Below are 25761 nucleotides of genomic sequence, written 5' to 3'. Positions count from 1 at the left end.
AGCGCTGGGACCACAGGTCCTTTTTGTTTGTTGTTCCGGTGTGACCGGAGTCAGAGGAGCGTAGAGAGAGATATGACCACCAACGAGCCCGACCGGCGTGACGAGGACCGTGGCCGCGGCCGGCGTCGTGACGGCGACGGGCGTGGTTTCGGCCGAGGAGACGGCGAACGGCGCGGGGGCCCCCGGCGGGGTGACGGAGACCGGCTGGGGCGTGGGCCCCGGCGGCAGGATGACCGTCCGCGTCGGGACTTCCGGCGTGATGACGACCGGACGCGTGGGCCGCGTCGAGACGATGACCGTCCGCGTGGTGGCTTCCGGCGCGACGATGACCGGCCGCGTCGGGATTCTCGGCGTGATGGCGACCGTCCGCAGCATGGGTTCAGGCGTGACGACGATCGGCCGCGTGGGCCGCGTCGGGACGACGACCGTCCGCGTGGCGGCTTCCGGCGCGACGACGATCGGCCGCGCAGGCCCCGGCGGGACGATGACCGGCCCCGTGGCCCTCGCCGCGACGACGAGCGTCCGCGGCGTGACTTCCGGCGTGATGATGACCGTCCGCGTGGCCCTCGCCGCGATGACGACAGGCCGCGGCGTGACTTCCGGCGTGATGACGATCGGCCGCGTGGACCCCGTCGCGATGACGATCGGCCGCGTCGGGACTTCCGGCGTGATGACGATCGGCCGCGTGGACCCCGTCGCGATGACGACCGGCCCCGGCGTGACTTCCGGCGTGATGATGACCGTCCGCGTGGCCCTCGCCGCGATGACGACAGGCCGCGGCGTGACTTCCGCCGCGATGACGGTCGGCCCCGTGGGCCCCGGCGGGACGGGGACCGTGACGGGCGTGGGTCGTACGGCCGTGGTGGGCGGTTCGAGCGGCGGGACGACCGGCGCGGGGATCGGGCGCGGGGGCCGCGGCGGGACGGGGAGCGGGCGCCCGTGCGGCGGCTGTCCATCCCCGACGACGTCACCGGGCTGGAGATCGACAAGGCCGTTCGGCAGGAGTTGCTGAGCCTTCCCAAGACGCTCGCCGAGGACGTCGCCAAGAACCTCGTCATGGTTGCCCGGCTGCTCGACGAGGACGCCCCCCGGGCGTACGAGCACGCCAAGGTGGCCCTGCGGCTCGCGTCCCGCGTCGGGGCCGTGCGGGAGGCCGCCGGCTTCGCGGCGTACCACACGGGCCGGTACCAGGAGGCGCTGGCCGAGTTCCGGGCTGCGCGGCGCATGAGCGGGCGTCCGGACCTCTGGCCGGTGATGGCCGACTGCGAGCGCGGCATGGGGCGTCCGGAGCGCGCGCTGGCCATGGCGGGCGAGCCGGAGGTGCGACGGCTCGACAAGGCCGGGCAGGTGGAGATGCGGCTCGTCGCCGCCGGGGCGCGGCGGGACCTGGGGCAGGCCGACGCCGCCGTCGTCACCTTGCAGAGCCCGGAGCTGGCCTCCAACGGTGTGCATCCGTGGACCGCGCGGCTGCGCTACGCCTACGCCGACGCGCTGCTGGAGGTCGGCCGGGAGGAGGACGCGCGGGAGTGGTTCGCGAAGGCCGTCGAGGCCGACCACGAAGGGCTGACCGACGCCTCCGACCGGCTGGCCGAGCTGGACGGCATCGAGTTCACCGACGCGCTTGACCCGGACTTGATGGAGGAGGCCGGGGAGACAGAGGAAGCAGAGGAAGCCGGGGGAGTCGCGGAGGACGGCGCTCAGGCGGCGCCGGCTGCCGCGGAGAGCGCCGGCACCGATCTCACCGACGAGGACGAGCCCGAGGACGAGCCCGCGGACGCGGACGAGGACGCCGACGAGGACTCCGGGCGCTGACTCACCCCAGGTCCAGCGCCCGCAGCACCAGCCCGGTCGCCGGCTTCGGGCCGAACGACGTGGACTTGCGCGGCATCGTCACACCGTCCCGCGCGAGTTCGCGTACGACGTCCTCCGCGACCGGTTTCATGAGCACCGCCGTCCCGCCCAGGCGCTCCGCCTGGGCGGCGGCGGCCTCGGGGTCGTGGACGTAGCCGATGTGTGCCGGGTCGTCCGGGAGCTGCCAGACGTGCTCGATGAGCGTGGCGTGCAGCACCGTGGCGTCCAGGCCGCGCCACGCCTCCGGCCTGTCGGTCCGTACCGTACGGGCCAGCAGCCCCGGGTCCGGGCGGTCGACCAGGTGCAGCACGCCCCGGCCGGCCAGCAGGAACGCGTTGCCCTCCGTCTCTTCGAGCGCCCGCAGCGCCGCGGGCAGCGGAACGTCGAGCGGCCGGACGCGGGCCTCGCCGTCGAGGAGCCGCAGCGCGTCGGCGGGCGGCAGGGTACGGAGCACGCGGTGGATGCCGCGGACGACGAGGGGGTGGCGGGCCGTGTCGACCAGCAGGACCAGCCCGTAGCCCCACGGTCCCGGGTCAGGGTCAGGCCCGGGTCCTGGCCCGGGTCCTGGTCCGGATTCCGCACCGGCACCGGCTCCGCCGTCGCGGGCCGACCGCTCGGCCCGTAGCCGCAGATACGTCGCCCACCGGTGGTGCCCGTCCGCGATGAGCGCCTGCCGCCGCGCCAGGTCCGCGCGCACGGCCGCGATCTCGTCCGTGTCCGTCACCGCCCACAGCCGGTGCGCGAAGCCGTCCTCCGTCGTCGTCGCCAGCAGCGGTGTCCGCGCCGTCGTGCGCGTGACGACCGCCGTGGTGCCGGTGGCCGCGCCGTCGCCGCGGTACGACAGGAGCAGCGGCTCGGGGTTGGCGGCGGTCTCGCGCATCAGGCCCGCGCGGTCGGCGACGACCTCCTCCATCACGTCCTCGTGCGGCAGCACCACGCCGGCCGCCGGTTCGCTCAGCGCCAGCAGCCCGATGACGCCCCGTTGCAGCAGGTCGCCCCGGCGCTGCTCGTAGACGTAGAGGGCGGGCCGCGGGTCGGGTACGAGGACGCCCTCCGCGCGCCAGCGCCGCAGGGTGTCGGCGGCGAGGCGGTGGCGGGCGGCGGGGTCGGCGGCCTGGGGGAGGATGAGGCGGACGATGTTGTACGGGTCGGCGGTCTCCAGGTGGTGCAGCCCGTCGGGCCGGACGACGACGTCGTACGGCGGGGAGGTGACGGCGGCGAGGCTGCGCACCCGGGACGGCGCGTAGCGCAACCCGCGGAAGGGGCGGATCTCAAGTCCGGGTGAACGCTGCATGGACCGGATCGTATGCGCCGTGGGCGGTGCGCGATGATCGAGGCGTAGGTATCGCGCCGTCCCCGGAGCCGCCGCCGTGTCCAGCCAGCCCCTCAGGACCCGTCCCGACGCCTGCGCGGAGCCGCTGTGCACGGTGTACGACACGGCGCTGCTGGACCTCGACGGCGTCGTCTACGTCGGCGGGGCCCCCGTGGAGCACGCCGTCGGCGCGCTGGCCGCGGCGCGGACGAACGGCATGCGCCTGGCGTACGTCACGAACAACGCCTCCCGCCCCGCGGCCGCCGTCGCCGAGCGGCTGACCGCGATGGGCGTGCCCGCCGCGCCGGCCGACGTGGTCACCTCGGCGCAGGCCGTGGCCCGGCTGGTGGCCGAGGAGGTGCCGCCGGGGGCGCGGGTGCTGGTGGTCGGCGGGGAGGGGCTGTACGGGCCGCTGCGCGAGCGGGGGCTCGTGGTCGTGGAGTCGGCGGACGACGACCCGGCCGCGGTGGTGCAGGGGTACGGCGGGCCGGGGATGCCGTGGGGGCGGCTGGACGAGGCGGCGTTCGCGGTGCAGCGCGGCGTGCCGTGGTTCGCGTCGAACGCGGACCTGACGCTGCCGTCCCCCCGCGGCGCGGCCCCGGGCAACGGCGCGGCGCTGGCGGTGGTCCGGCTGGTCACGGGCGCCGAGCCGCGGGTGGCGGGGAAGCCGGAGCCGCCGATGCACCGGGAGACGATCATCCGGACGGGGGCGCGGCGGCCGCTGGTCGTCGGCGACCGGCTCGACACCGACATCGAGGGCGCGTACAACGGCGGCGTCGACGCGCTGCTGGTGCTGACCGGCGTGACCCGCGCCGCGGAGCTGCTCGCGGCGCCGCCGCGGCACCGACCGGCGTACGTGGCGGCGGACCTGCGCGGGCTGTCCGCCGGGCAGCCGGAGGTGGCGGTGTCGGCGTTGTCGGGGGGCGCGGGCGGCGCGGGCGGGGATGTGACCGCGCGGTGCGGCGGCTGGACCGCGTCCACCGGCGGTACGGATCCGGAGCTGCGGCTCGACGGCGCCGGGCAACCGCTGGACGGGCTGCGGGCGTTGTGCGCGGCGGCGTGGACGTACGCGGGGGAGGGGGCCTGCGGTCTCGACGCGGGGAAGGCGCTGGTCCGCCTCGGCCTGTGAGTGCACACACACTCGAACAGTCGATCAGGGTAGGCTAACCTAACTGCGTGTTGGTCGACGCTGCTCCCCGTAAGGACACCGCGCCCCAGGACGCGCCCCCGCGCCGCCGGTGGTTCTCCCCGCGCGCGGCCGGCCTGGTTGCCTCCTGCGCCGCGCTGCTGCTCGTCTGCGTGGCGAGCGTCGCCGTCGGCGCCAAGTCCATCCCGCTGGACCAGGTCTGGCACGGCCTCTTCGCGTACGACGCCACCGACACCGACGTCGTCATCCGCGACATGCGCGTCCCGCGCACCGTCCTCGGCCTCCTCGCCGGCGCCGCCCTCGGCCTCTCCGGCGCCGTGATGCAGGCCCTCACCCGCAACCCCCTCGCCGAACCCGGGCTGCTCGGCATCAACGCCGGCGCCTCCGCCGCCGTCGTCAGCGCCATCAGCTTCTTCGGCGTCACCTCCGTCGCGGGCTACGTCTGGTTCGCGTTCGCCGGCGCCGCCGCCGTCTCCGTCCTCGTCTACGCGCTCGGCGGCAGCCGCAGCGCCACGCCCGTGCGCCTCGCGCTCGCCGGCACCGCCGCCACCGCCGCGCTCTTCGGCTACGTACGCGCCGTCGAGCTGACGGACACCGCGGCGCTCGACAAGATGCGCTTCTGGACCACCGGTTCGCTCGCCTCCGCCAACACCACCACCATCCGGCAGGTGCTCCCGTTCCTCGCCGTCGGCATCGTCCTCGCGCTGCTGCTCGCCCGCCCGCTGAACGCCATGGCCATGGGCGACGACACCGCCCGCGCCCTCGGCGCGAACCTCGCCCGCACCCGGCTGCTCGCCATGCTCGCCGTCACGCTGCTGTGCGGCGCCGCAACCGCCGCCTGCGGGCCCATCGTCTTCGTCGGCCTGATGATCCCGCACATGGTGCGCGCCGTGACCGGGCCCGACAACCGCTGGATCCTGCCGTACGCGGCCGTGCTCGCGCCCGTGCTGCTGCTCGGCGCCGACGTGCTCGGCCGGGTGCTGGCCCGGCCCGCGGAGGTGCAGGTCGGCATCGTCACCGTGATCCTCGGCGGGCCGGTGTTCATCCATCTCGTACGACGCCGGAGGATGGCGCAGCTGTGAGAACGCTCCACGTACGCCGCCCGAAGGGCGACCTGTCGGTACGCCTCGACCTGCGCGCCCTGCTCGTCTGCCTGCTGCTCGCCGCCGCCGCGCTCGCCGCCGCCGTGGTCCTCGTCGGCACCGGCGACTTCCCCATCTCCTTCGCCGACGTGGTGCGCACGCTGCTCGGCGGCGGCGACCCCGGGCAGGAGTTCGTCGTCCGCGAACTGCGGCTGCCGCGGGTCCTGGTGGGGCTGCTCGTCGGCGCGGCGCTGGGGCTGGCCGGGGCGGTGTTCCAGGCCGTCTCCCGCAACCCGCTGGGCAGTCCCGACGTGCTGGGCATCTCGCACGGCTCGGCGGTGGGCGCGCTGGTGGTCATCGTGGTGTTCAAGGACGGCTCGGACGCGGTCGCGACCGGCGCGGTGGCCGGCGGGCTCGCCACCGGAGCGGCGATCTACCTGCTCGCGTGGCGGCGCGGCGTGGCCGGCTACCGGCTCGTCCTCGTCGGCATCGGCGCCGCCGCCATCCTCACCGGCGTCATCAACTACCTGCTCACCAAGGCCGACCTGGTCGACGCCGCCCGCGCAACCCTGTGGATCACCGGCTCGCTGGGCGGGCGGGACTGGACGCACGTGTGGCCGCTGGCCGCGGTCTGCGCGGTGCTCGTGCCGATCGTGCTGGCCTGCGGCCGGCCGCTGCGGATGATGGAGATGGGCGACGACACGGCGTACGCGCTGGGCATTCCCGTCGAGCGGGTACGGCTCGTGGCGATGCTTGCCGCCGTGGTGCTCACCGCCGCCGCCACCGCCGCCGCGGGGCCGGTCGCCTTCGTCGCCCTCGCCGCCCCGCAGCTCGCCCGCCGGCTCACCCGCGCGCCCGGCCCCAACCTGGCGCCCGCCGCGCTGATGGGCGCCACGCTGCTGATCGTCGCCGACTGGGGGGCGCAGCGGGCCTTCGGCGCCGACCAGGTGCCCGTCGGCGTCGTCACCGGCGTGCTCGGCGGCGTCTACCTCCTGTGGCTGCTCGCCGCGGAGCGCCGGGCGGGCCGGATATGACCGGGCGACCGAACGAACGAACGCCGCACGCCGTACGCCGGACAGGAGCCCCGCAGTGAGCCGTCTCGCCGCCGAGAACGTCACCCTCGCCTACGACAGCAGGGTCGTCGCCGAGAAGCTGTCGGTGGCGGTGCCCGACTCCTCGTTCACCGTCGTCGTCGGCCCCAACGCCTGCGGCAAGTCGACGCTGCTGCGCGGGCTGGCCCGGATGCTGAAGCCGAGCACCGGCGCGGTGCTGCTGGACGGCGAGGCGATCGGGACGCTGCCGGCGCGGAAGGTGGCGCGGATACTCGGGCTGCTGCCGCAGTCGTCCGTGGCGCCCGACGGCATCACGGTCGGCGACCTCGTCGCCCGCGGCCGCTACCCGCACCAGGGGCTGCTGCGGCAGTGGTCGCGGGAGGACGAGCGGGTGGTGCAGGAGTCGATGGCCGCCACCGGGATCGCGGAGCTGGCGGACCGCTATGTCGACGAACTGTCCGGCGGGCAGCGGCAGCGGGTGTGGATCGCGATGGCGCTGGCGCAGCAGACGCCGCTGCTGCTGCTCGACGAGCCGACGACGTACCTCGACATCCAGCACCAGATCGAGGTACTCGACCTCTGCGCCGAACTCCACGAGACCCAGGGGCGCACGCTGGTCGCCGTGCTGCACGACCTCAACCACGCGGCGCGGTACGCGACTCACCTGATCGCGATGCGCGACGGCCGGATCGTCGCGGAGGGGCACCCGAACGACATCGTGGACGCCGCGCTGGTCGAGCGGGTCTTCGGGCTCAGGTGCCAGGTGATCGACGACCCGGAGACCGGCACGCCGCTGGTCGTCCCGGCGGCGCGCAAGGTGCGGGCGGCGGCGGCCGGCGGGGTCTGAGCGGGGTCCGGGCGGCGGTTCGGGGTACGGTTCGTGGCATGAGCGAGCCGACGCCGACGCCCACGCCGATGCCGACGCCCGCGGCGGAGCCCGGGGCCGCGGACGTGCCGCCCGACGCCGGGGCCGCGGTGTTCGCGCGTACGGGACCGGAGGCGGAACCGGAAGCCGTGGCGGAGGCCGAACCGGAACCCGCACCGGAACCCGCCCCGGCGGCGGCAGCGCAGGACGACGGGCCCGAGCCCGGCCCGCCCGAGCCCGAGCCCGGGCCCGTGCCGCTCGGCGTCGCGCGTACGCCCACCGGCAACGCCGACGTCGACGCCGCGCTCGACCGCCTCGCCGCCGCCGACGAGCTGCCGACCGGCGGCCACCTGGAGGTCTACGAGGACACCCACGGCGCGCTGCGCGAGGCGCTGGAGGAACTGGACCGCACCCAGGCCCCGCCGCCACCGCCGCCCCCGGCGCACACCCCCGGAGGCCCGGCTCCCGGCCGGTACGGCCAGAGCCACGCCCGCCCGGGCCCGTCCGCCCCCGCGCAGGCGCCCGCGCGCCCCGCGCCCGCGGGCCCCGCCCCGTACGGCCAGGGCCACGCCCGCCCCGCGCCGCCCACCCCCGCGTCCCCCGGCCCCACCCCGCCGCGCCCCGGCGCGCACCCGTACCGCCCGGGGAACCCGTGAGCGGTGGCCGGCGGCGCCGGCTCGACGCCGAGCTGGTGAGCCGCGAGCTGGCCCGCTCCCGCGAGCACGCCGGGCGCCTCATCGCCGCCGGCCGCGTCACCGTCGGCGGCCTGGTCGCCAGCAAGCCCGCCACCCAGGTCGAGACGTCCGCCGCGGTCGTCGTCGTCCCCGACGCCGCCGACCCCGACTACGTCTCCCGCGGCGGGCACAAGCTCGCCGGTGCGCTGGCGGTGTTCGAGCCGGCCGGGCTGCGCGTCGCGGGCCGGCGCTGCCTCGACGCTGGCGCCTCCACCGGCGGCTTCACCGACGTGCTGCTGCGCGCCGGCGCCGCGCACGTCGTCGCCGTGGACGTCGGCTACGGCCAGCTCGCCTGGAAGCTCCAAAGCGACGAGCGGGTCACCGTCCGGGACCGTACGAACGTGCGCGAGCTGACCGTCGACCACCTCGACGGCGAGCCCGCCGAACTCGTCGTCGGCGACCTGTCGTTCATCCCGCTCGGGCTCGTGCTGCCCGCGCTGGTGCGCTGCGCCACGCCCGACGCGGACCTCGTGCTCATGGTCAAGCCGCAGTTCGAGGTCGGCAAGGAGCGCCTCGGCAGCGGCGGCGTGGTCCGCGGCGCCGGGCTGCGCGCCGAGGCCGTGCGCACGGTCGCCGGGCAGGCGGCGGAGCGGGGGCTCGGCGCGCTCGGCGTGACGGCCAGCCCGCTGCCCGGGCCGAAGGGGAACGTCGAGTATTTTCTGTGGCTGCGCGCCGGGGCGCCCGCGCTGGACCCGGCGGACGTGGAGCGTGCCGTGGCGGAGGGGCCCCGATGACAGACCGCACCGTGTTCCTGCTCGCCCATACCGGCCGGCCGGCGGCCATCCGCAGCGCCGAGCTGGTCGTCCGCGGCCTGCTGCGCTCCGGCGTGGGCGTGCGCGTGCTCGCCGACGAGGCGGCCGACCTGCCGCTGCCGCCGGAGGCGGAGCTGGTGGAGGCGGGCCCCGGGGTGATGGACGACTGCGAGCTGCTGATCGTGCTCGGCGGCGACGGCACCCTGCTGCGCGGCGCCGCGTTCGCCCGCAAGTCCGGGGTGCCGATGCTCGGCGTCAACCTCGGCCGCGTCGGCTTCCTCGCCGAGGCCGAGCGGGACGACCTCGACAAGGTCGTGGACCGGGTGGTGACCCGGGAGTACGAGGTCGAGGAGCGGATGACGATCGACGTCCTCGTCCGCAACGAGGGCCGGACCGTGCACACCGACTGGGCGCTGAACGAGGCGTCCGTCGAGAAGGCCGCCCGCGAGCGCATGCTGGAGGTCGTCACCGAGGTCGACGGCCGGCCCGTCTCCCGCTTCGGCTGCGACGGCGTCGTCTGCGCGACGCCGACCGGCTCGACCGCGTACGCCTTCTCGGCCGGCGGGCCCGTCGTCTGGCCCGAGGTGGCGGCGCTGCTGATGGTGCCGATCAGCGCGCACGCCCTGTTCGCGAAGCCGCTGGTCACCTCCCCGGACTCGGTTCTGGCGGTGGAGGTGCAGCCGACGGGCCAGCGCGGCGTGCTGTGGTGCGACGGCCGCCGCAGCGTCGACCTGGCGGCCGGCGCGCGCGTGGAGGTGCGCCGGGGCGCCGTGCCGGTGCGGCTGGCGCGACTGCACCACGCCTCGTTCACCGACCGGCTGGTGGCGAAGTTCGCGCTGCCGGTGGCGGGCTGGCGGGGCGCGCCGAACTGACGCGCGGCCCGTCGCACGGGCGGTGCTCGCGTGCCGCGCCGCGGCCCGTTGCGGCGTCCCGCACCGCCCGCGGCCGGGGCGCCGATCATGACGCCCCTCGCGACCCGGTGCCGGAACCTCGTATGGTCGTACCGTGTTGGAGGAGATGCGGATCCAGTCCCTGGGCGTCATCGACGACGCGGTCGTCGAGCTGTCGCCCGGTTTCACGGCCGTGACGGGCGAGACCGGCGCCGGCAAGACCATGGTCGTCACCAGCCTCGGGCTGCTGCTCGGCGGGCGCGCGGACGCCGCGCTCGTACGCATCGGCGCCAGGTCCGCCGTCGTCGAGGGCCGGGTCGCCGTGCCCGAGGGCTCGCCCGCCGCGGTGCGCGCCGAGGACGCGGGCGCGGAGCTGGACGACGGCGCCCTGCTCATCAGCCGTACGGTCTCGGCCGAGGGCCGCTCCCGGGCGCACCTCGGCGGCCGCGGCGTGCCCGTCGGGCTCCTCGGCGAGCTGGCCGAGGACCTGGTCGCGGTGCACGGGCAGACCGACCAGCAGGGGCTGCTGAAGCCCGCGCGGCAGCGGGGGGCGCTCGACCGGTACGCGGGCGACGCGGTCGCCGCGCCGCTGGCCAAGTACGCGGCGGCGTACCGCAGGCTGCGCGCCGTCAGCGCGGAGCTGGACGAGATCACCACCCGGGCGCGTGAGCGGATGCAGGAGGCGGATCTGCTGCGCTTCGGTCTGGAGGAGGTCGCCGCGGCGGAGCCGCGGGCCGGCGAGGACGTCGAGCTGGCCGCGGAGGCCGAGCGGCTCGGCCACGCCGAGGGGCTGGCGGCCGCCTCCGCCGCCGCACACGCCGCGCTCGCGGGCGACCCGGCCGACCCCGAGGCCGTCGACGCCGGCACGCTCGTCGCGGGCGCACAGCGCGCCCTGGCGGCCGTACGGGCCCACGACCCGGCGCTCGCCGGGCTCGCCGACCGGCTCACCGAGGTCGGCATCCTCCTCGGCGACGTCGCGCAGGAGCTGGCGGCGTACGGCGACGGGATCGACGCCGACCCGCTGCGGCTGGCCGCCGTGGAGGAGCGCCGGTCGGTGCTCACCCACCTCACCCGCAAGTACGGCCACGAGCCCGCCGGCGGGCCGGCCGGCGGCGGCGGGGACGGGGCCGGCGACGGCAGCGTGGCCGCCGTCCTGGCGTGGGCCGAGGCGGGCGCCGCCCGGCTCGCCGAACTCGACGGCGACGACGACCGCATCGGGGAGCTGACCGCCGAGCGCGACGCGCTCCGCGCCGAGCTGGCGCACCTCGCCGAGACGCTGACCGAGGCCCGCGCCGAGGCGGCGGAACGCTTCGGCACCGCCGTCACCGAGGAGCTGACCGAGCTGGCGATGCCGCACGCGCGCGTGACGGTCGACCTGCGCCGCACGGAGGTCGCCGAGGGCGCCGACGGGCTGGAGATCGACGGCCGCACCGTCGCGTACGGCCCGACCGGCGTCGACGAGGCCGAGCTGCTCCTCGCCCCGCACCCCGGCGCCCCGCCGCGGCCGATCGCCAAGGGCGCCTCGGGCGGCGAGCTGTCGCGCGTGATGCTGGCGGTCGAGGTGGTCTTCGCCGGCTCGGACCCCGTGCCGACGTACCTCTTCGACGAGGTCGACGCGGGCGTGGGCGGCAAGGCCGCCGTCGAGGTGGGCCGCCGGCTCGCCCGGCTCGCGCGCGGCGCGCAGGTCGTGGTCGTGACCCACCTGCCGCAGGTCGCGGCCTTCGCCGACCGGCAGTTGCTGGTGGAGAAGACCAGCGAGGGGTCGGTCACCCGCAGCGGCGTCACCGTGCTGGACGGCGAGGCGCGGGTGCGGGAGCTGTCGCGGATGCTGGCGGGCCAGGAGGACTCCGAGACGGCCCGCGCGCACGCGGAGGAGCTGCTCGCGGCGGCCCGCGCGGGCGCGGAGTAGCCGCGAGCGGTGCGCGCGGGGCGGGTGCGCCCTGTGGGCCGAACGGGTGCCTTGGGCAACCTCCTCCCGGGGCGGTGCGTCTATCGAGGTAGTCGGGTGGAGTGCACCGTGCCGTACGGCCCCGGCCGCGCGTCTTCGCGGCGCGCGACGGGCGTGCGGGACATCGCCCGGAAGGGTGGTGCATGTCTGACCTGTACGCCCGTACAGAGCGGTTGACGGCGCCGAGCCGGGTCCGGCGGCTGCTCGCAGGTGGCATCCTGGGCTGGCCCTGCGACGCCACGGACAGGAGTTCCGGCCCAGTGAGCACCACCCCCGCACCGCCCCACGCCGCCACCGCGCTGCACGCCGTGCAGCTCGTCGGCCGCGGCGAGGCCGGCAGCGGCGCCCATGTGCGCTCGCTGGCGGCCGGGTTGGTGGCCCGGGGCATCCGGGTCACGGTGGTCGCGACCCCCGGCGCCGCCGAGCGCTACGGCTTCGCCGCCGCCGGCGCCCACATCGCCCGGCTGCCGGAGGGCGGCGGGCTGGCCACCGCACCGCTGTGCACGGCGACGGCGCTGCGCGCGGCGTGCGCGGGCGCGGACCTCGTCCACGCGCACGGGTTGCAGTGCGGCCTGATGGCGTGCTCGACGATCCTGGGCCAGCGCAGGCCGCTGGTGTTCACCTGGCACACCAGGAACCAGCCGGACGGGGTACGGGGCCGGGTGCTGCCGCTCCTCGAACGGCGGGTGTCCCGCTCCGCCCGCGTCGTCCTCGGCGCCACCACGGACCTCGTCGACGGCGCCCGCCGCCGCGGCGCCCGCGACGCCCGCCTCGCGCCGATCGCCGTCCCGGCACCGCGGCAGCCGCACGGCGGCGGCGACGGCGCCGCCCTGCGCCGCCGGCGGGTGCGCGCCGAACTCGGCACCCTGGACCGGCCCCTGGTGGTCACCGCCGCCCCGCTCGACGCGTCCGGCCCGCACGACCCGCTGCTCGACGCCGCCCGCCGGTGGCGGGCGCTGCCGGAGCAGCCGCTGCTGGCCGTCGCCGGCGAGGGCCCGGCGCGCGGCCGGCTCCAGCGCCGTATCGACGCCGAGAAGCTGCCCGTACGCCTCCTGGGCCGACGCGACGACCTGCCCCGGCTGCTGGCCGCCGCGGATGTCGCGGTGCTCTCGAGCCCGTGGGAGGCGCGCCCGGTGCTGGCCCAGGAGGCGCTGCACGCGGGCGCCCCGCTGGTGGCCACCGCGGTGGGCGGCGTCCCCGAACTGGTCGGCGACGCGGCGGAACTCGTCCCGTACGGAGACGCCCGCGCGCTCGCCGACGCGGTGACGGCGCTGCTGCACGACCCGGCCCGCCGGGCGGCCCTGTCCGCGGCGGGCCGCGCGCAGGCGGGCACGTGGCCGACGGAGGACGACACGGTCACGCAGGTCCTGTCGGTCTACGACGAGCTGATGACGTACTCCCACGCGTAGCCGCGGTGCGCCCGGGACGGCGGACGCGCGGCGCGGACTGGACCATGAGGTCCACAGTCGGTCCCGCTGACCAGCGCGGGGGCTAACCTGGCCGTGTGGCGGAAGGGGTGCGCGGCAGGAGTGACTCCCGGCTCACCGAGCGCGGGCGGGCGACCCGGGAGCGCATTCTGCGGGCCGCCGCCGACATGATGCACGTCAAGGGCGTGGCCGCCACGACCCTCGACGACGTCAGGGCGGCCAGCGGAACGAGCAAATCCCAGCTCTACCGCCACTACCCCGACAAGGACGCGCTGGTGCGGGACGTCGTCGCGTGGAACGCCGCGGGAGTGCTCGAACGCCAGCGCCAGCAGCTGCGGCGGCTCGGCTCGTTCCGCGGGCTGGAGCGCTGGCGCGATGCGCTGGTCGAGCGCAACGCGCTGCACAACGGGGCCCACGGCTGCCCCCTCGGCTCCCTCGCGAGCGAGCTGGCCGACCAGAACGAGGACGCGCGCAGGGCGGCGGCGGGGCACTTCGCCGACTGGGAGCGCCTCCTGGAGGCCGGCCTCGCGCGGATGAGGGACTCGGGGGTCCTCCGGGCGGACGCCGACGTCGGCGGGCTCGCGACCGGCCTCATGGCCGCGCTCCAGGGCGGCTACCTCCTCGCGCAGACGGCGCGGGACGTCGAGCCCATGAGGATCGCCCTCAACATGGCGATCGACCACGTGCGGATGTACGCGGCGGCCTCCGGGGGCGAGCCTCCGGAGAGCGGGATCTCCTGAGAAAATTTACGGACCATTTGGTCCAGAAAAATTGCGCGTCCCGCGGTACTGTATGCGCGGGCGCCGGTTCGCGGACCCCGGTGGCCCGCGGGACGTGCGAGAGGACCCGGGGATCCTGGGGCATGCCCCGGACGGCAGCGCCGCGTCGCCGCCGGGCGGATCCCTCGGCACGATGGAGGTACCGGGCTCGTGCTGACGCCGTACTCCCGAGCCGTCGCAGCGGCCGCCCCGACACGGAGAAGGAAGGCGACATGGGGATCATCTCGCGAGGCTTCCACGGGCGCAGGCCGCCCGAAGGCACGCATCTGCCGCCCGGACAGTACGAGACCACCGGCTTCCCGGTGCTGTCCGCCGGGCCCACGCCCCGCGTGCGGCAGAGCGAGTGGGAGCTCACCGTGACCACCGAGACGGGGCAGCGGCACGCGTGGGACTGGGCCGCCTTCATGGCCCTCCCGTCCGAGAACCCGACGGTGGACCTGCACTGCGTGACCAAGTGGTCGAAGTTCGGCACCGAGTGGTCGGGCGTGTCCCTGGACGTCCTGCTGGAGAACGTGGAGACGGCGGCCGAGTACGCACTCGTCACCTCGTACGGGGGCTACACCACGAACCTCCCCCTCGAAGACCTGCTCGACGGCAAGGCGTGGATCGCCTACGGCTACGAGGGCGAGGACCTGGCGCCCGAGCACGGCGGCCCGGCCCGGCTCCTCGTCCCCCACCTGTACCTGTGGAAGTCGGCGAAGTGGGTGCGCGGCATCGAGCTGGCGCACAGCGACACCCCCGGCTTCTGGGAGAGCGCGGGCTACCACGACTACGGAGACCCATGGCGAGAACAGCGGTACCAGGGAGACTAGGCGACCGGCTCCGCTGGCGGGTCGCCGAGGTCACCGACCGGCGCAGGGAGTCGGCCAGCGCGGTCACGCTCGTGCTCGACGTACCGGACTGGCCCGGCCACCTCGCCGGGCAGCACGTGGACGTACGGCTGACCGCGGAGGACGGCTACAGCACCCAGCGCAGCTACTCGATCGCCTCGGCCGCCGACGGCCGCCGCCTGGAGCTCACCGTCCAGCGACTGCCCGACGGCGAAGTGTCCCCCTACCTGGTGGACGAGCTGGTCCCCGGCGACCGGCTGGAGCTGCGCGGCCCCGTCGGCGGCTGGTTCGTCTGGCGGCAGGCGCAGCCGGAGCCGGTCCTGCTGGTGGCCGGCGGCTCGGGGCTCGTACCGCTGATGTGCATGGTCCGCGCCCGGACCGCCGCGGGGAGCCGGGTGCCGTTCCGGCTGCTGTACTCCGTGCGGGCCCCCGAGGACACGCTGTACCGCGCGGAGCTCCGGAAGGGCGCGCCGGGCCTGGACACCACGTACCTCTACACCCGCCAGGCCCCGGAAGGCGCGCGGCGTCCGCCGGGGCGCATCACCCCCGACGATCTGGCCCGCGGCGGCTGGCCCCCCGACTTCGACCCGACCTGCTACGTCTGCGGGCCCACGGGGTTCGTCGAGAAGACGGCCGCCTACCTGGTGCTGCTCGGACACGCGCCGGAGCGGGTCCGTACCGAACGCTTCGGCGACAGTGGAGGCTGAGATGGAGACCCCGGGAACCGACGACGGGGCCGCCGCCGACGGACACGTCGACGGCAACGCGCTGGCCGGACCCCTCTCCGAAATCTTCGCCGTCGACGTGACCGCCGCCACGAGCCGGTGCGCGCACTGCGGCTGCGCGGGCCCGCTCGCCCGCCTGCACGTGTACGGGCGCGCACCGGGCTTCGTCGCACGGTGCCAGCGGTGCGGCGGCGTCGTGCTGCGGCTGGTGCGCACACGAGGCACCGTGTGGCTCGACATGAGGGGCACCGTCTCGCTGGCGGTCCCCCTGGACGAGACGTAGAGCCGCGGCTACCGCGCCGCACGATCCGCTCGGTGAGACGCGAAGGACGGCGCCGCACACGCGGGTGACCGACATGCCGTACAAACAAGGAGGCGCCGGATGAAGGCGATTGTCGTGACGGACGAGGCCGCGGGAACGGCCGGAATGACGCTCGTGGAGCGGCCCGAGCCGGAGCCGGCGGGGAACGACGTCCTTGTCGAGGTCCATGCGGCGGGATACACCCCGGGCGAACTGACCTGGCCCGGAACCTGGACCGACCGCCTCGGCCGTGACCGGACGCCGTCCGTCCCCGGGCACGAACTGGCCGGAGTGGTCACCGCCCTCGGCTACGGCACGGCAGGGCTGTCGGTGGGCCAGCGGGTGTTCGGGCTCACCGACTGGACCCGCGACGGCACCCTGGCCGAGTACACGGCCGTCGAGGCCCGGAACCTGGCGCCGCTGCCGGGCGACGTCGACTTCACGGTGGGCGCGAGCCTGCCGATCTCGGGCCTGACCGCGTGGCAGGGACTCTTCGACCACGGCCGCTTCCACGCCGGGCAGAGCGTCCTCGTGCACGGTGCGGCCGGGGGAGTCGGATCCATGGTGACGCAGCTCGCGCGCGAGGCCGGCGCCTACGTCATCGGCACCGGACGGGCCGACGGCCGGCAGGCCGCACTCGACTTCGGCGCGCAGGAGTACCTCGACCTCGACAACGACTCCCTCGAAGACGTCGGCGGTGTGGACATGGTCTTCGACATGCTCGGCGGCGACATCCAGAAGCGGTCCGCACTCCTGGTCCGGGCGGGAGGAACGCTGGTGAGCATCGCCGGCCCGCCCGAGGCTCGACCCGCCGACGGCCTGGCGGTCGACTTCGTCGTCGAGGCCGACCGCGCCCAGCTGAAGGAGATCGTCCAGCGCGTCCGGGACGGCCGGCTGCGGACGAACATCGGCGACGTCGCCCCCCTCGACGACGCCGTCGCCGCCCTCAACCCGACCGGGCGGCGCAAGGGAAAGACCGTCGTCCGCGTGCGTGCCTGAGGAAGCGGGACGGGGCACACCCCCGGCCGGGCGGCGGGGGCGGCGGCGCGGGTCGGGCCGCCGCCGCCCGCTTCGGCAGCGCGGAGCGCTACCCGTACGCGCCCGACGCGCTCAGCCGCAGCGCCGTGTCGATCAGCGGCACGTGGCTGAACGCCTGCGGGAAGTTCCCGACCTGGCGTTGCAGCCGCGGGTCCCACTCCTCCGCCAGCAGCCCCAGGTCGTTCCGCAGCGCCAGCAGCTTCTCGAAGAGCTGCCGCGCCTCCTGCACCCGGCCGATCATCGCCAGGTCGTCCGCCATCCAGAACGAGCAGGCGAGGAACGCGCCCTCGTCGCCCGGCAGCCCGTCGCTGCCGGCCTCGTCGCCCGCGGTCGGGTAGCGGCGGATGAAGCCGTCGGGGGTGCCCAGCTCGCGCTGGATGGCCTCGATGGTGCCGATGACGCGCTTGTCGTCCGGCGGCAGGAACCCGACCTGCGGGATCAGCAGCAGCGAGGCGTCCAGCTCCTGCGAGCCGTACGACTGCGTGAACGTGTTCCGCTGCCGGTCGTAGCCCTTCTCGCACACGTCGCGGTGGATGTCGTCGCGCAGCCGCTGCCAGCGCTCCAGCGGGCCGTCCGCCTCACCCGACTCGATGAGCTTGATCGTGCGGTCCACGGCGACCCACGTCATCACCTTGGAGTGCACGAAGTGCCGCCGCGGGCCGCGCACCTCCCACAGCCCCTCGTCCGGGCGGTCCCAGTTCTCCTCGACCCAGCGGATCATCTTCAGCTGGAGCAGCGACGCGTAGTCGTTGCGGGCCAGGCCCGTCATGTGCGCGAGGTGGAGCGCCTCGACGACCTCGCCGTAGACGTCCAGCTGCAACTGGCCCGCCGCCCCGTTGCCGGCGCGCACCGGGCGGGAGTCCTCGTACCCCGGGAGCCAGTCCAGCTCCGACTCGCCCAGCTCGCGCTCGCCGGCGATGCCGTACATGATCTGGAGGTTCTCCGGGTCGCCCGCCACCGCGCGCAGCAGCCACTCGCGCCAGGCGCGGGCCTCCTCGTGGTACCCGGTGCGCAGCAGCGACGACAGCGTGATGGCGGCGTCGCGCAGCCACGTGAAGCGGTAGTCCCAGTTGCGCACGCCGCCGATGTCCTCGGGCAGCGAGGTGGTGGGCGCGGCGACGATGCCGCCGGTGGGCTCGTACGTCAGGGCCTTGAGCGTGATCAGCGAGCGGATCACGGCGTGCCGGTAGGGGCCGTGGTACGTGCAGTGCTCGGTCCACTCCTGCCAGAAGTCCTCCGTGGCGGTCAGCGCCGCCTCGGGGTCGGCGGGCTGCGGCGGCTCGCGGTGCGAGGGCTGCCAGCTGATCGTGAACGCCAGCCGGTCGCCGGGGCCGACGGTGAAGTCCGAGTACGTCGTGAGGTTCCGGCCGTACGTCGGCACCGGGGCGTCGATCCACACCGAGTCCGGCCCGGCCACGCCGACCGTGCGGCCGTCCTCGGTCTGGTGGACCCAGGGCACGATACGTCCGTAGGAGAAGCGCATCCGCAGCGCGGAGCGCATCGGGACCCGGCCCGTGACGCCCTCGACGATGCGGATCAGCTGCGGCGAGGCGCCGTCGCGCGGCGGCATGAAGTCGATCAGCCGGACCGTGCCGCGGGGGGTGTCCCACTCGGACTCCAGCACCAGCGAGTCGCCGCGGTAGCGCCGGCGGGTCGCGGGCGGCGGGCCGGCCTCGGGAGCGAACGCGGGACCGAGGTGCCAGAAGCCGTGCTCCTCGGTCCCCAGTAGGGAGGCGAACACCGCATGGGAGTCGAAGCGGGGCAGGCACAGCCAGTCGGCGGTGCCGTCGCGACGGACGAGCGCTGCCGTCTGCATGTCGCCCAGAAGTGCGTAGTCCTCGATCCGCCCGGCCACGTGCCTCTCCAGGTTGAAGTGCGTTCCGCAGAGGATAAAGCCTTCGCGCACGCGCGCGCGCCACGGTCGCGGGATTGCCCCTGGTCCGATCGGGTCAGGCGGCCGGAGAGGGGTCGGCGGCGGGCGCCGGCCGGGGGATGGCTGATACCCTGGTAGCCCGTGGAGCGGAGGGCCTGCCGGGCACGCGGCGGCGGCGCTCGCCGAGCGGCCCACCTCGATCCGGGGCACCCCGCGACGCACCTCATCAGCGACCACGGGAGCCCCTCTTGGCCATGCCATCCACGACGACCAAGCACATCTTCGTCACGGGAGGCGTCGCCTCCTCGCTCGGTAAGGGGCTCACCGCCTCCAGCCTCGGCGCCCTGCTCAAGGCGCGCGGGCTGCGGGTCACGATGCAGAAGCTCGACCCGTATCTGAACGTCGACCCGGGCACCATGAACCCGTTCCAGCACGGCGAGGTCTTCGTCACCAACGACGGCGCGGAGACCGACCTCGACATCGGGCACTACGAGCGCTTCCTCGACGTCGACCTCGACGGCTCGGCGAACGTCACCACCGGCCAGGTCTACTCCACCGTGATCGCCAAGGAGCGCCGCGGCGAGTACCTCGGCGACACCGTCCAGGTCATCCCGCACATCACCAACGAGATCAAGTCCCGGATCCGGCGCATGGCGTCCGACGACGTGGACGTGGTGATCACGGAGGTCGGCGGCACCGTCGGCGACATCGAGTCGCTGCCGTTCCTGGAGGCCGTCCGCCAGGTGCGGCACGAGGTCGGCCGGGACAACGTGTTCGTCGTGCACATCTCGCTGCTGCCGTACATCGGCCCGTCCGGCGAGCTGAAGACCAAGCCGACGCAGCACTCGGTCGCCGCGCTGCGCAGCATCGGCATCCAGCCCGACGCGATCGTCCTGCGCGCCGACCGCGAGGTGCCCGCGGCGACCAAGCGGAAGATCTCGCTCATGTGCGACGTCGACGAGGCCGCCGTCGTCGCCGCCATCGACGCCAAGTCGATCTACGACATCCCCAAGGTGCTGCACGCCGAGGGCCTCGACGCGTACGTCGTCCGCAAGCTGGACCTGCCGTTCCGGGACGTGGACTGGACCGAGTGGGACGACCTGCTGCGGCGCGTGCACCAGCCGGCGCACGAGGTGACGATCGCGCTCGTCGGCAAGTACATCGACCTGCCCGACGCCTATCTGTCGGTCACCGAGGCGATCCGCGCCGGCGGCTTCGCCAACAGCGCCCGCGCCAAGATCAAATGGGTGCCGTCCGACGAGTGCCGCACCCCGCAGGGCGCGCGCAAGCACCTCGGGGACGTGGACGGCATCGTCGTCCCCGGCGGCTTCGGCGAGCGCGGCGTGGAGGGCAAGATCGGCGCGATCACCTACGCCCGCGAGAACCGCGTGCCGCTGCTCGGCATCTGCCTCGGCCTGCACTGCATCGTCATCGAGGCGGCGCGGAACCTCGCCGGCATCGCGGGCGCCAACTCCACGGAGTTCGACCAGGCCGCGACCGACCCGGTGATCTCCACCATGGAGGAGCAGCTCGACATCGTCGCCGGCGAGGGCGACATGGGCGGCACGATGCGGCTCGGCCTCTATCCGGCCAAGCTGGCGGAGGGCTCGGTGGTACGCGAGGCGTACGCGGACCAGCCCTACGTCGAGGAGCGCCACCGGCACCGCTACGAGGTCAACAACTCCTACCGCGGCGAACTGGAGAAGAAGGCCGGCCTCGCCTTCTCCGGCACCTCCCCGGACAACAAGCTCGTGGAGTACGTGGAGTACCCGCGCGAGACCCACCCCTACCTGGTCTCCACCCAGTCCCACCCCGAGCTGCGCTCGCGGCCGACGCGGCCGCACCCGCTCTTCGCCGGGCTGGTGAAGGCAGCCGTCGCAAGACAGGAGGGTGCGCGCCAGCAGGACGCCGCGCGACCGCAGGCCGGGGCGCGGGACGCGCACGCGGGCGCGGGCGCGCAGGAGCCGGTGGCCGCGGCGCGAGAGGCGGGCAACTGATGGCGGAGCTGACGGACACGGCGGCCGAGTGGGAGGTCGTCGCCAGCGAGACGCCGTTCACCGGCGCCAAGACCGCCGTGCGCACCGACGACGTGGTCATGCCGGACGGCACCGTCGCCCGCCGCGACTACCAGGTCCACCCCGGCTCCGTCGCGGTGCTCGCCCTGGACGACGAGGACCGCGTGCTGGTGCTCAACCAGTACCGCCACCCGGTACGGCACAAGCTCTGGGAGATCCCCGCCGGCCTCCTCGACGTGCCCGGCGAGAACCCGCTGAGCGCCGCCCAGCGCGAGCTGTACGAGGAGGCGCACGTCAAGGCCGACGACTGGCGGGTCCTGGTCGACGTCTACACCACCCCCGGCGGCTGCGACGAGGCCGTGCGCGTCTTCCTCGCCCGCGGGGTCACCGAGGCCGAGGGCGAGCGCTTCGCCGCCGAGGGCGAGGAGCTGGACCTCACCCTCGACCGGGTTCCGGTGGCGGACCTGCTGCGCGGCGTCCTCGCCGGGGACCTGCACAACAACTGCCTGATGCTGGGGGTGCTGGCCCTCCAGGCCGCCCGGGCCGACGGCGGGCTCGACGCGCTGCGCCCGGCGAACGCCCCCTGGCCGGCCCGCCCGTTCCCCGCCTGAGCGGGCCCGGCGCGGGCCCGGCGCGGGTCCGTTTCGGGCCCGGCACGGGCCGGTTCGGGCCCGCCGGGCGGTTGATCCGATGCGGTGATTTTCGTTCCGGCGTTCGGCCAGGTGCCGTCACGTGACCCGCCCCTCACGCCGGGTCAATTACGCTCGCGGCGTGACGGAACAGGCCGCCCCCCACCGGTTCGTCGGCAGGACCCGCGAGCTCGACGCCCTGCGCGCCGACATCGCCCGCGCCGGTCTCGACACCCTCGCCGGCCGCCCCGCGCCCCGCAGCCGGGTGCTGCTCATCGCCGGGCGGCCGGGCTCCGGGCGCAGCGCGCTCGCCGCGGAGCTGGCCCGCACCGTCGCGGCCGACTACCCCGGCGGCGTCCACACCGCGCGGCTCTCCGGCCCCGGCGGCGAGGCGGTGCCGCTGGAGCGGGCCGTACGGGACCTGCTCGACGCCCTCGGGGTGCCGCCGGTCGCCGGGGCCGGGCCGGAGCACCTCGCCGCCGAGCTGCGCGCCGCGCTCGCCGAGCGCTCCGCGCTGCTCGTCCTCGACGACGTCACCGCCCCCGAGCAGCTCCTTGAGCTGGTCCCCGAGTCGCGCGACTGCCTCGTCGTCGCCGTCGCCGAGGGGCCGCTGAAGGGCGTCCCGGACGTGCGCCCGTGCACCCTCGGCGGGCTGGAGCCCGCGGCGGCGCTGGCGCTGATCGCCTCGTACGCCGGCCAGACGCGGATCGCCTGCGACCCGGAGGCCACGCACGTGCTGGCCGAGGAGTGCGCCGGCCACCCCGCCGCGCTGGTGCTGGCCGGCGGGTGGCTCGCCGGGCACCCGCAGGCGTGCGTCGCCGACGCCGTACGGGAGCTGCGCCGCAAGGGCGACAGCACCGAGGGGTCCGCGGGGCGGCCGTCCGGCCCGAAGGCGCTGGCGCGGGCGTTCCGGCTCGTCCACGAATCGCTCCCGCCGGCCGTCGCCCACCTGCTGCGGCTGCTGCCGCTGGCGCCCGCCGGGCTCGTCGACGCCCACTCCGCCGCCGCCCTCGCCGGCTGCACCGTCGCCACCGCCCGCACCACGCTCGCGGACTGCGCGGGCCAGGGCCTGCTGCGCCCGGTGGCGGAGCCGGAGGGGGCCGGGCTCACGCAGTACGAGGTGCCCGGCTGCCTCCAGCCGCTGCTGCGCGAGGCGCTGGAGACCGGCGTCGGCGCGGAGGAGGCGCTGCTCGCCCGGGCCCGGATGCTGGAGCGGTACGTACGCCTCCTCCAGTCCTGCCGGGCCGTCACCGAGCCTGCCGGCTCGGCGGTGCACGCCCGGCTCGCCGGGCTGCCGCGGGCGCTGCGCTTCCCGTCGCCGGAGGCGGCCGCGGCGTGGCTGCGCAGCCGGCTGCCGTCGCTGCTGGCGGCGGCCCGGTCGGCGGTCGCCGACGGGGAGCTGGACACCCTGGCGCGGCGGCTGGTCGCCGCGCTGTCGCGGGCGCTGGGGGCGCACCGCGGCGAGGCGGACGCGGCGCCCGAGCAGTACCGGCTGCACGAGCTGGTGCTGGGCGTCGCCGAGCGGCGCGGGCTGGTCTGGGAGAAGGCGGCGGCGCTGCTCAACCTCGGCGACCTGGACCTGCGCGCGGAGCGGCCGCGGGCCGCGCTCGCGCGGTACCAGGGAGCGCTGGCGGCGGCGCGCGAGGCGCGGGATCCGCGGCCGGTGGGGCGGGCGCTGGAGTCGGTCGGGGCGGCGTACCAGGAGCTACGGGACTGGGGCCGGGCGGCGGACTGGTTCGGCCGGGCGCTGGCGCTGCGGCAGACGCGCGGCGAGCTGGCCGACGAGGCGCGGCTGCGGGCGCGGCTGGGGGCGGTCCACACGTACGCCGGGGCGTGGGGCTGGGCGCTGCGGGAGTGGCGCGGCTCGGCGGCGGCCCACCGGCGGCTCGGGGACGTGGGGGGCCAGGCGCGGGCGCTGGGCGAGGTGGCGCGGGTGCAGATGTACGCGGGGTACCGGGCCGAGGCCCTGCGGACGTGCACGCGCGCGATGGAGGTGGCGCGGGTCTCGGGCGACACGGCGCTGCGGGCGGCGGTGCAGCTCCGGCTGGCGGACCTCGTCGACGGCGCCGGCGACCCGGAGGCGGCGGAGCTGCACCGGGCGGCGGCGCGGCGGCTGGCGGAGCGGGTCCCGGAGCCGGCCGAGGGGCCCGTCCTCGCCCCCGTGGCGGAGCCGGAGCCACAGCCCACCGAGGAGCGCGCGGCGGAACCCGCGGCGACGCCCGCCCCCGAACCCGCCGAAGGGCCCGAGGCGGACCCCGCAGGGAAGCCCGCAACGGAACTCGTGCCGAAGCTCGTGGCGGAGCCTGCCGGGGAGCCCGTGGCGGACCCCGCAGGGAAGCCCGCAACGGAACTCGTGCCGAAGCTCGCGACGGAGCCTGCCGGGGAGCCCGTGGCGGACCCCGCAGGGAAGCCCGCAACGGAACTCGTGCCGAAGCTCGCGACGGAGCCTGCCGGGGGGCCCGTGGCGGACTCCGCGAGGAAGCCAGCAACGGGGCCCGTGACGAAGGTCGCGACGGAATCCGCCCGGGGGTCCGCGGCGGACTCCGCGAGGAAGCCCGCGACGAAGCTCGCGACGGCACCCGCCGCGGAGCCCGTGGCAGACCCCGCAGGGAAGCCCGTGACGAAGCTCGCGACGGAACCCGTAGCGGAGCTCCTGACGGAACCCGTAGCGGAACCCCGGCACGGGCAGACCGCGGAACCCCGGCACGGGCAGACCGCGGAACCCCGGCCCGGGCAGACCGCGGAACCCCGGCCCGGGTCGGCCGCGGAACCCCGGCCCGGGTCGGCCGCGGAGGCCCGGCCCGGGTCGGCCGCGGAGGCCGCGTCCGGGGCCGCGCCGGAGCGTGCGCCCGGCGGCGTCCCGGACGACGCCGGGGTACGCGCCCCGGAAGGTGCCCCGGACACCGCCCCGGCCGCCTCCGCGGCAGCCGCGGAGACCGCCGCCGGGGAGGGCCGGGAGGTCGTGGCCGAGGACAGTCCGAAGACGGGCCCGGCACCCCGCCCCGCCCCCGCCGACCTGTGAATCCATCGATCCATCGCAAAAATCTGTCTGTTTCAAAGGCTGGACTCAGAGGATTCCTTCATTTAAGAATGGCCAGGCCGCGGCGGACACCCCGACCGGGGCCTGACGTGATCCCCTCACCCCAAGGACCGTGATCCATCGTGAAGGTCGGAATTCCCCGCGAGATCAAGAACAACGAGTTCCGGGTGGCCATCACGCCTGCCGGAGTGCACGAGCTGGTCCGCCACCGGCACGACGTGGTCGTGGAGCAGGGCGCCGGCCTCGGCTCGTCCATCCCCGACGAGGAGTACGTCGCGGCCGGGGCGGAGATCCTGCCCACCGCCGACGACGTGTGGGCCGCCGCCGATCTGGTGCTGAAGGTCAAGGAGCCGATCGCCGACGAGTACCACCGGCTGCGCAAGGATCAGGTGCTCTTCACCTACCTCCACCTCGCCGCCTCCCGCGCCTGCACCGATGCGCTGCTGGAGTCCGGCACCACGGCCATCGCGTACGAGACGGTGGAGACCGCCGACCGGCAGCTGCCGCTGCTCGCCCCGATGTCGGAGGTCGCCGGCCGGCTCGCCCCGCAGGTCGGCGCGTACCACCTGATGCGCTCGCAGGGCGGCCGCGGGGTGCTGCCCGGCGGCGTGCCCGGCGTGGCGCCGGGGCAGGCGGTCGTCATCGGCGGCGGCGTCTCCGGCTGGAACGCCACCCAGATCGCCGTCGGGATGGGCTTCCACGTCACGCTGCTCGACACCGACGTGCGCAAGCTGCGCGAGGCCGACAAGGTCTTCGGCACGCGGGTGCGCACCCTCGCCTCCAGCGCCTACGCGCTCGGGCAGGCCGTCCTCGACGCCGACCTGGTGATCGGCGCGGTGCTCATCCCCGGCGCGAAGGCCCCGAAGCTCGTCGACAACGAGCTGGTGTCGCGGATGAAGCCGGGAAGTGTCCTTGTCGACATCGCGATCGACCAGGGCGGCTGCTTCGCCGACTCGCGCCCGACCACGCACGCGGAGCCGACGTTCCCGGTGCACGACTCGGTCTTCTACTGCGTCGCCAACATGCCCGGCGCGGTGCCCAACACGTCCACGTACGCGCTCACCAACGCGACGCTTCCCTACATCGTCAAGCTCGCGAACCTCGGCTGGCGCGCGGCGCTGCGCGGCGACCCGGCGCTCGCCCTCGGCCTCAACACCCATGAAGGGCAGGTCGTCTACGGTCCCGTGGCGGAGGCGCACGATCTTCCGGCGGCCGAACTCGCGCGCGTAATCGGCTGATTTCGCGCAGGTGCACGGCACATCGACCACATCGGCGACAGTGTCAACTCCGCATCACCGGCCGAACCTTGTCACCAGGGGTTCGGCCGGGCGCCACGCCGGCGCACAGCCCGCCCGAAGTGGTGTTCCACACCCGACACATCGTGCTCTGTCTGCGGGATTGTGTTGCTGCGGGACCCCGACACGCCATAGAGTCGCCAATCGTCGGCATGGTGCCACGCTGACCAATCGAG

Annotated in this window: 21 protein-coding genes and 1 pseudogene; 20 read left to right on the top strand and 2 right to left on the bottom strand. The window is 75.5% G+C overall.

Annotated elements, in window-relative coordinates; all coding sequences use genetic code 11:
- Positions 1-97: 97 nt before the first annotated feature.
- A complete protein-coding gene (locus ACHZ99_RS00760) occupies positions 98-1012 on the top strand; it encodes a hypothetical protein (RefSeq protein WP_420302314.1) in 915 nt (304 codons plus the stop codon).
- Positions 940-1812, top strand: coding sequence for a hypothetical protein (locus tag ACHZ99_RS00755; RefSeq protein ID WP_420302313.1), 873 nt, complete (start codon positions 940-942; stop codon positions 1810-1812). Before ACHZ99_RS00760 ends, ACHZ99_RS00755 begins: the two co-directional genes overlap by 73 nt.
- A gap of 1 nt (position 1813) precedes the next feature.
- Here ACHZ99_RS00755 and ACHZ99_RS00750 read toward each other — a convergent pair whose 3' ends face one another.
- On the bottom strand, positions 1814-3145 hold the full coding sequence (locus tag ACHZ99_RS00750) for a DUF1015 family protein (protein WP_420302312.1): 1332 nt from the start codon (positions 3143-3145) through the stop codon (positions 1814-1816).
- Between the two features lie 76 nt (positions 3146-3221).
- On the opposite strand from ACHZ99_RS00750, the gene ACHZ99_RS00745 reads away from it, so the two are divergent.
- The 14 genes from ACHZ99_RS00745 (at position 3222) to ACHZ99_RS00680 (ending at position 16694) form a co-directional block, all read left to right on the top strand.
- Positions 3222-4292, top strand: a complete 1071-nt coding sequence (locus ACHZ99_RS00745) for an HAD hydrolase-like protein (RefSeq protein ID WP_420302311.1) — start codon at positions 3222-3224, stop codon at positions 4290-4292.
- A 50-nt stretch (positions 4293-4342) separates the two neighbouring features.
- The gene (locus ACHZ99_RS00740) at positions 4343-5392 is read left to right on the top strand and encodes a FecCD family ABC transporter permease (protein ID WP_420303160.1); all 1050 of its coding nucleotides are present in this window, start codon (positions 4343-4345) and stop codon (positions 5390-5392) included.
- Positions 5389-6426 (top strand): FecCD family ABC transporter permease, encoded by a 1038-nt coding sequence (locus ACHZ99_RS00735; protein WP_420302310.1) that lies wholly within the window; start codon positions 5389-5391, stop codon positions 6424-6426. The genes ACHZ99_RS00740 and ACHZ99_RS00735 overlap by 4 nt, the downstream gene beginning before the upstream one ends.
- A 55-nt stretch (positions 6427-6481) precedes the next feature.
- On the top strand, positions 6482-7291 hold the full coding sequence (locus ACHZ99_RS00730) for an ABC transporter ATP-binding protein (RefSeq protein WP_420302309.1): 810 nt from the start codon (positions 6482-6484) through the stop codon (positions 7289-7291).
- A gap of 38 nt (positions 7292-7329) precedes the next feature.
- A complete protein-coding gene (locus ACHZ99_RS00725) occupies positions 7330-7965 on the top strand; it encodes a hypothetical protein (protein WP_420302308.1) in 636 nt (211 codons plus the stop codon).
- Positions 7962-8777, top strand: a complete 816-nt coding sequence (locus tag ACHZ99_RS00720) for a TlyA family RNA methyltransferase (RefSeq protein WP_420302307.1) — start codon at positions 7962-7964, stop codon at positions 8775-8777. Before ACHZ99_RS00725 ends, ACHZ99_RS00720 begins: the two co-directional genes overlap by 4 nt.
- Complete coding sequence (locus tag ACHZ99_RS00715) at positions 8774-9667, top strand: NAD kinase (RefSeq protein WP_420302306.1); 894 nt, start codon at positions 8774-8776, stop codon at positions 9665-9667. Before ACHZ99_RS00720 ends, ACHZ99_RS00715 begins: the two co-directional genes overlap by 4 nt.
- Positions 9668-9812: 145 nt before the next feature.
- A complete protein-coding gene (recN, locus tag ACHZ99_RS00710) occupies positions 9813-11594 on the top strand; it encodes a DNA repair protein RecN (protein ID WP_420303159.1) in 1782 nt (593 codons plus the stop codon).
- A 299-nt stretch (positions 11595-11893) separates the two neighbouring features.
- Entirely contained in the window at positions 11894-13042 is a 1149-nt protein-coding gene (locus ACHZ99_RS00705) for a glycosyltransferase family 4 protein (protein WP_420302305.1), read from the top strand.
- A gap of 95 nt (positions 13043-13137) precedes the next feature.
- Positions 13138-13800, top strand: a complete 663-nt coding sequence (locus tag ACHZ99_RS00700; protein ID WP_420302304.1) for a TetR/AcrR family transcriptional regulator — start codon at positions 13138-13140, stop codon at positions 13798-13800.
- A 251-nt stretch (positions 13801-14051) separates the two neighbouring features.
- Positions 14052-14651 (top strand): molybdopterin-dependent oxidoreductase, encoded by a 600-nt coding sequence (locus ACHZ99_RS00695; protein WP_420302303.1) that lies wholly within the window; start codon positions 14052-14054, stop codon positions 14649-14651.
- Positions 14621-15376, top strand: coding sequence for a ferredoxin reductase (locus tag ACHZ99_RS00690; RefSeq protein WP_420302302.1), 756 nt, complete (start codon positions 14621-14623; stop codon positions 15374-15376). Before ACHZ99_RS00695 ends, ACHZ99_RS00690 begins: the two co-directional genes overlap by 31 nt.
- A gap of 1 nt (position 15377) precedes the next feature.
- Entirely contained in the window at positions 15378-15677 is a 300-nt protein-coding gene (locus ACHZ99_RS00685; RefSeq protein ID WP_420302301.1) for a DUF6510 family protein, read from the top strand.
- A 99-nt stretch (positions 15678-15776) separates the two neighbouring features.
- Positions 15777-16694 carry an NADP-dependent oxidoreductase gene (locus tag ACHZ99_RS00680; protein ID WP_420302300.1) on the top strand — a complete coding sequence of 306 codons (918 nt, stop codon included), beginning with the start codon at positions 15777-15779 and terminating at the stop codon, positions 16692-16694.
- A gap of 88 nt (positions 16695-16782) precedes the next feature.
- On the opposite strand, the gene ACHZ99_RS00675 is transcribed toward ACHZ99_RS00680, so the two are convergent.
- On the bottom strand, positions 16783-18588 hold the full coding sequence (locus tag ACHZ99_RS00675; protein WP_420303158.1) for a glycoside hydrolase family 15 protein: 1806 nt from the start codon (positions 18586-18588) through the stop codon (positions 16783-16785).
- A 272-nt stretch (positions 18589-18860) separates the two neighbouring features.
- Here ACHZ99_RS00675 and ACHZ99_RS00670 point away from each other — a divergent pair, with 272 nt between their 5' ends.
- The 4 genes and pseudogenes from ACHZ99_RS00670 (at position 18861) to ald (ending at position 25528) form a co-directional block, all read left to right on the top strand.
- The gene (locus ACHZ99_RS00670) at positions 18861-20603 is read left to right on the top strand and encodes a CTP synthase (protein ID WP_420302299.1); all 1743 of its coding nucleotides are present in this window, start codon (positions 18861-18863) and stop codon (positions 20601-20603) included.
- Positions 20603-21232 carry an NUDIX domain-containing protein gene (locus tag ACHZ99_RS00665; RefSeq protein ID WP_420302298.1) on the top strand — a complete coding sequence of 210 codons (630 nt, stop codon included), beginning with the start codon at positions 20603-20605 and terminating at the stop codon, positions 21230-21232. The genes ACHZ99_RS00670 and ACHZ99_RS00665 overlap by 1 nt, the downstream gene beginning before the upstream one ends.
- Positions 21233-21392: 160 nt before the next feature.
- A pseudogene (locus tag ACHZ99_RS00660) lies at positions 21393-23579 on the top strand (NB-ARC domain-containing protein); the annotation flags it as partial.
- An 833-nt stretch (positions 23580-24412) separates the two neighbouring features.
- Positions 24413-25528 (top strand): alanine dehydrogenase, encoded by a 1116-nt coding sequence (gene ald / locus ACHZ99_RS00655; RefSeq protein ID WP_420302297.1) that lies wholly within the window; start codon positions 24413-24415, stop codon positions 25526-25528.
- The last annotated feature ends 233 nt before the right edge of the window (positions 25529-25761 follow it).

This window comes from Streptomyces sp. MAR4 CNX-425, from assembly GCF_048656465.1.
GTDB lineage: Bacteria > Actinomycetota > Actinomycetes > Streptomycetales > Streptomycetaceae > Streptomyces.
This window is presented reverse-complemented; position numbering and strand designations above follow the sequence as displayed.

Excerpts from the sequence above, each read along its gene's own strand:
- ACHZ99_RS00750 (WP_420302312.1), bottom strand. The coding sequence starts at position 3,145 with ATGCAGCGTTCACCCGGACTTGAGATCCGCCCCTTCCGCGGGTTGCGC.
- ACHZ99_RS00725 (WP_420302308.1), top strand. The coding sequence starts at position 7,330 with ATGAGCGAGCCGACGCCGACGCCCACGCCGATGCCGACGCCCGCGGCG.
- ACHZ99_RS00715 (WP_420302306.1), top strand. The coding sequence starts at position 8,774 with ATGACAGACCGCACCGTGTTCCTGCTCGCCCATACCGGCCGGCCGGCG.
- recN (WP_420303159.1), top strand. The coding sequence starts at position 9,813 with ATGCGGATCCAGTCCCTGGGCGTCATCGACGACGCGGTCGTCGAGCTG.
- ACHZ99_RS00695 (WP_420302303.1), top strand. The coding sequence starts at position 14,052 with ATGGGGATCATCTCGCGAGGCTTCCACGGGCGCAGGCCGCCCGAAGGC.
- ACHZ99_RS00690 (WP_420302302.1), top strand. The coding sequence starts at position 14,621 with ATGGCGAGAACAGCGGTACCAGGGAGACTAGGCGACCGGCTCCGCTGG.
- ACHZ99_RS00685 (WP_420302301.1), top strand. The coding sequence starts at position 15,378 with ATGGAGACCCCGGGAACCGACGACGGGGCCGCCGCCGACGGACACGTC.
- ACHZ99_RS00680 (WP_420302300.1), top strand. The coding sequence starts at position 15,777 with ATGAAGGCGATTGTCGTGACGGACGAGGCCGCGGGAACGGCCGGAATG.
- ACHZ99_RS00670 (WP_420302299.1), top strand. The coding sequence starts at position 18,861 with ATGCCATCCACGACGACCAAGCACATCTTCGTCACGGGAGGCGTCGCC.
- ACHZ99_RS00665 (WP_420302298.1), top strand. The coding sequence starts at position 20,603 with ATGGCGGAGCTGACGGACACGGCGGCCGAGTGGGAGGTCGTCGCCAGC.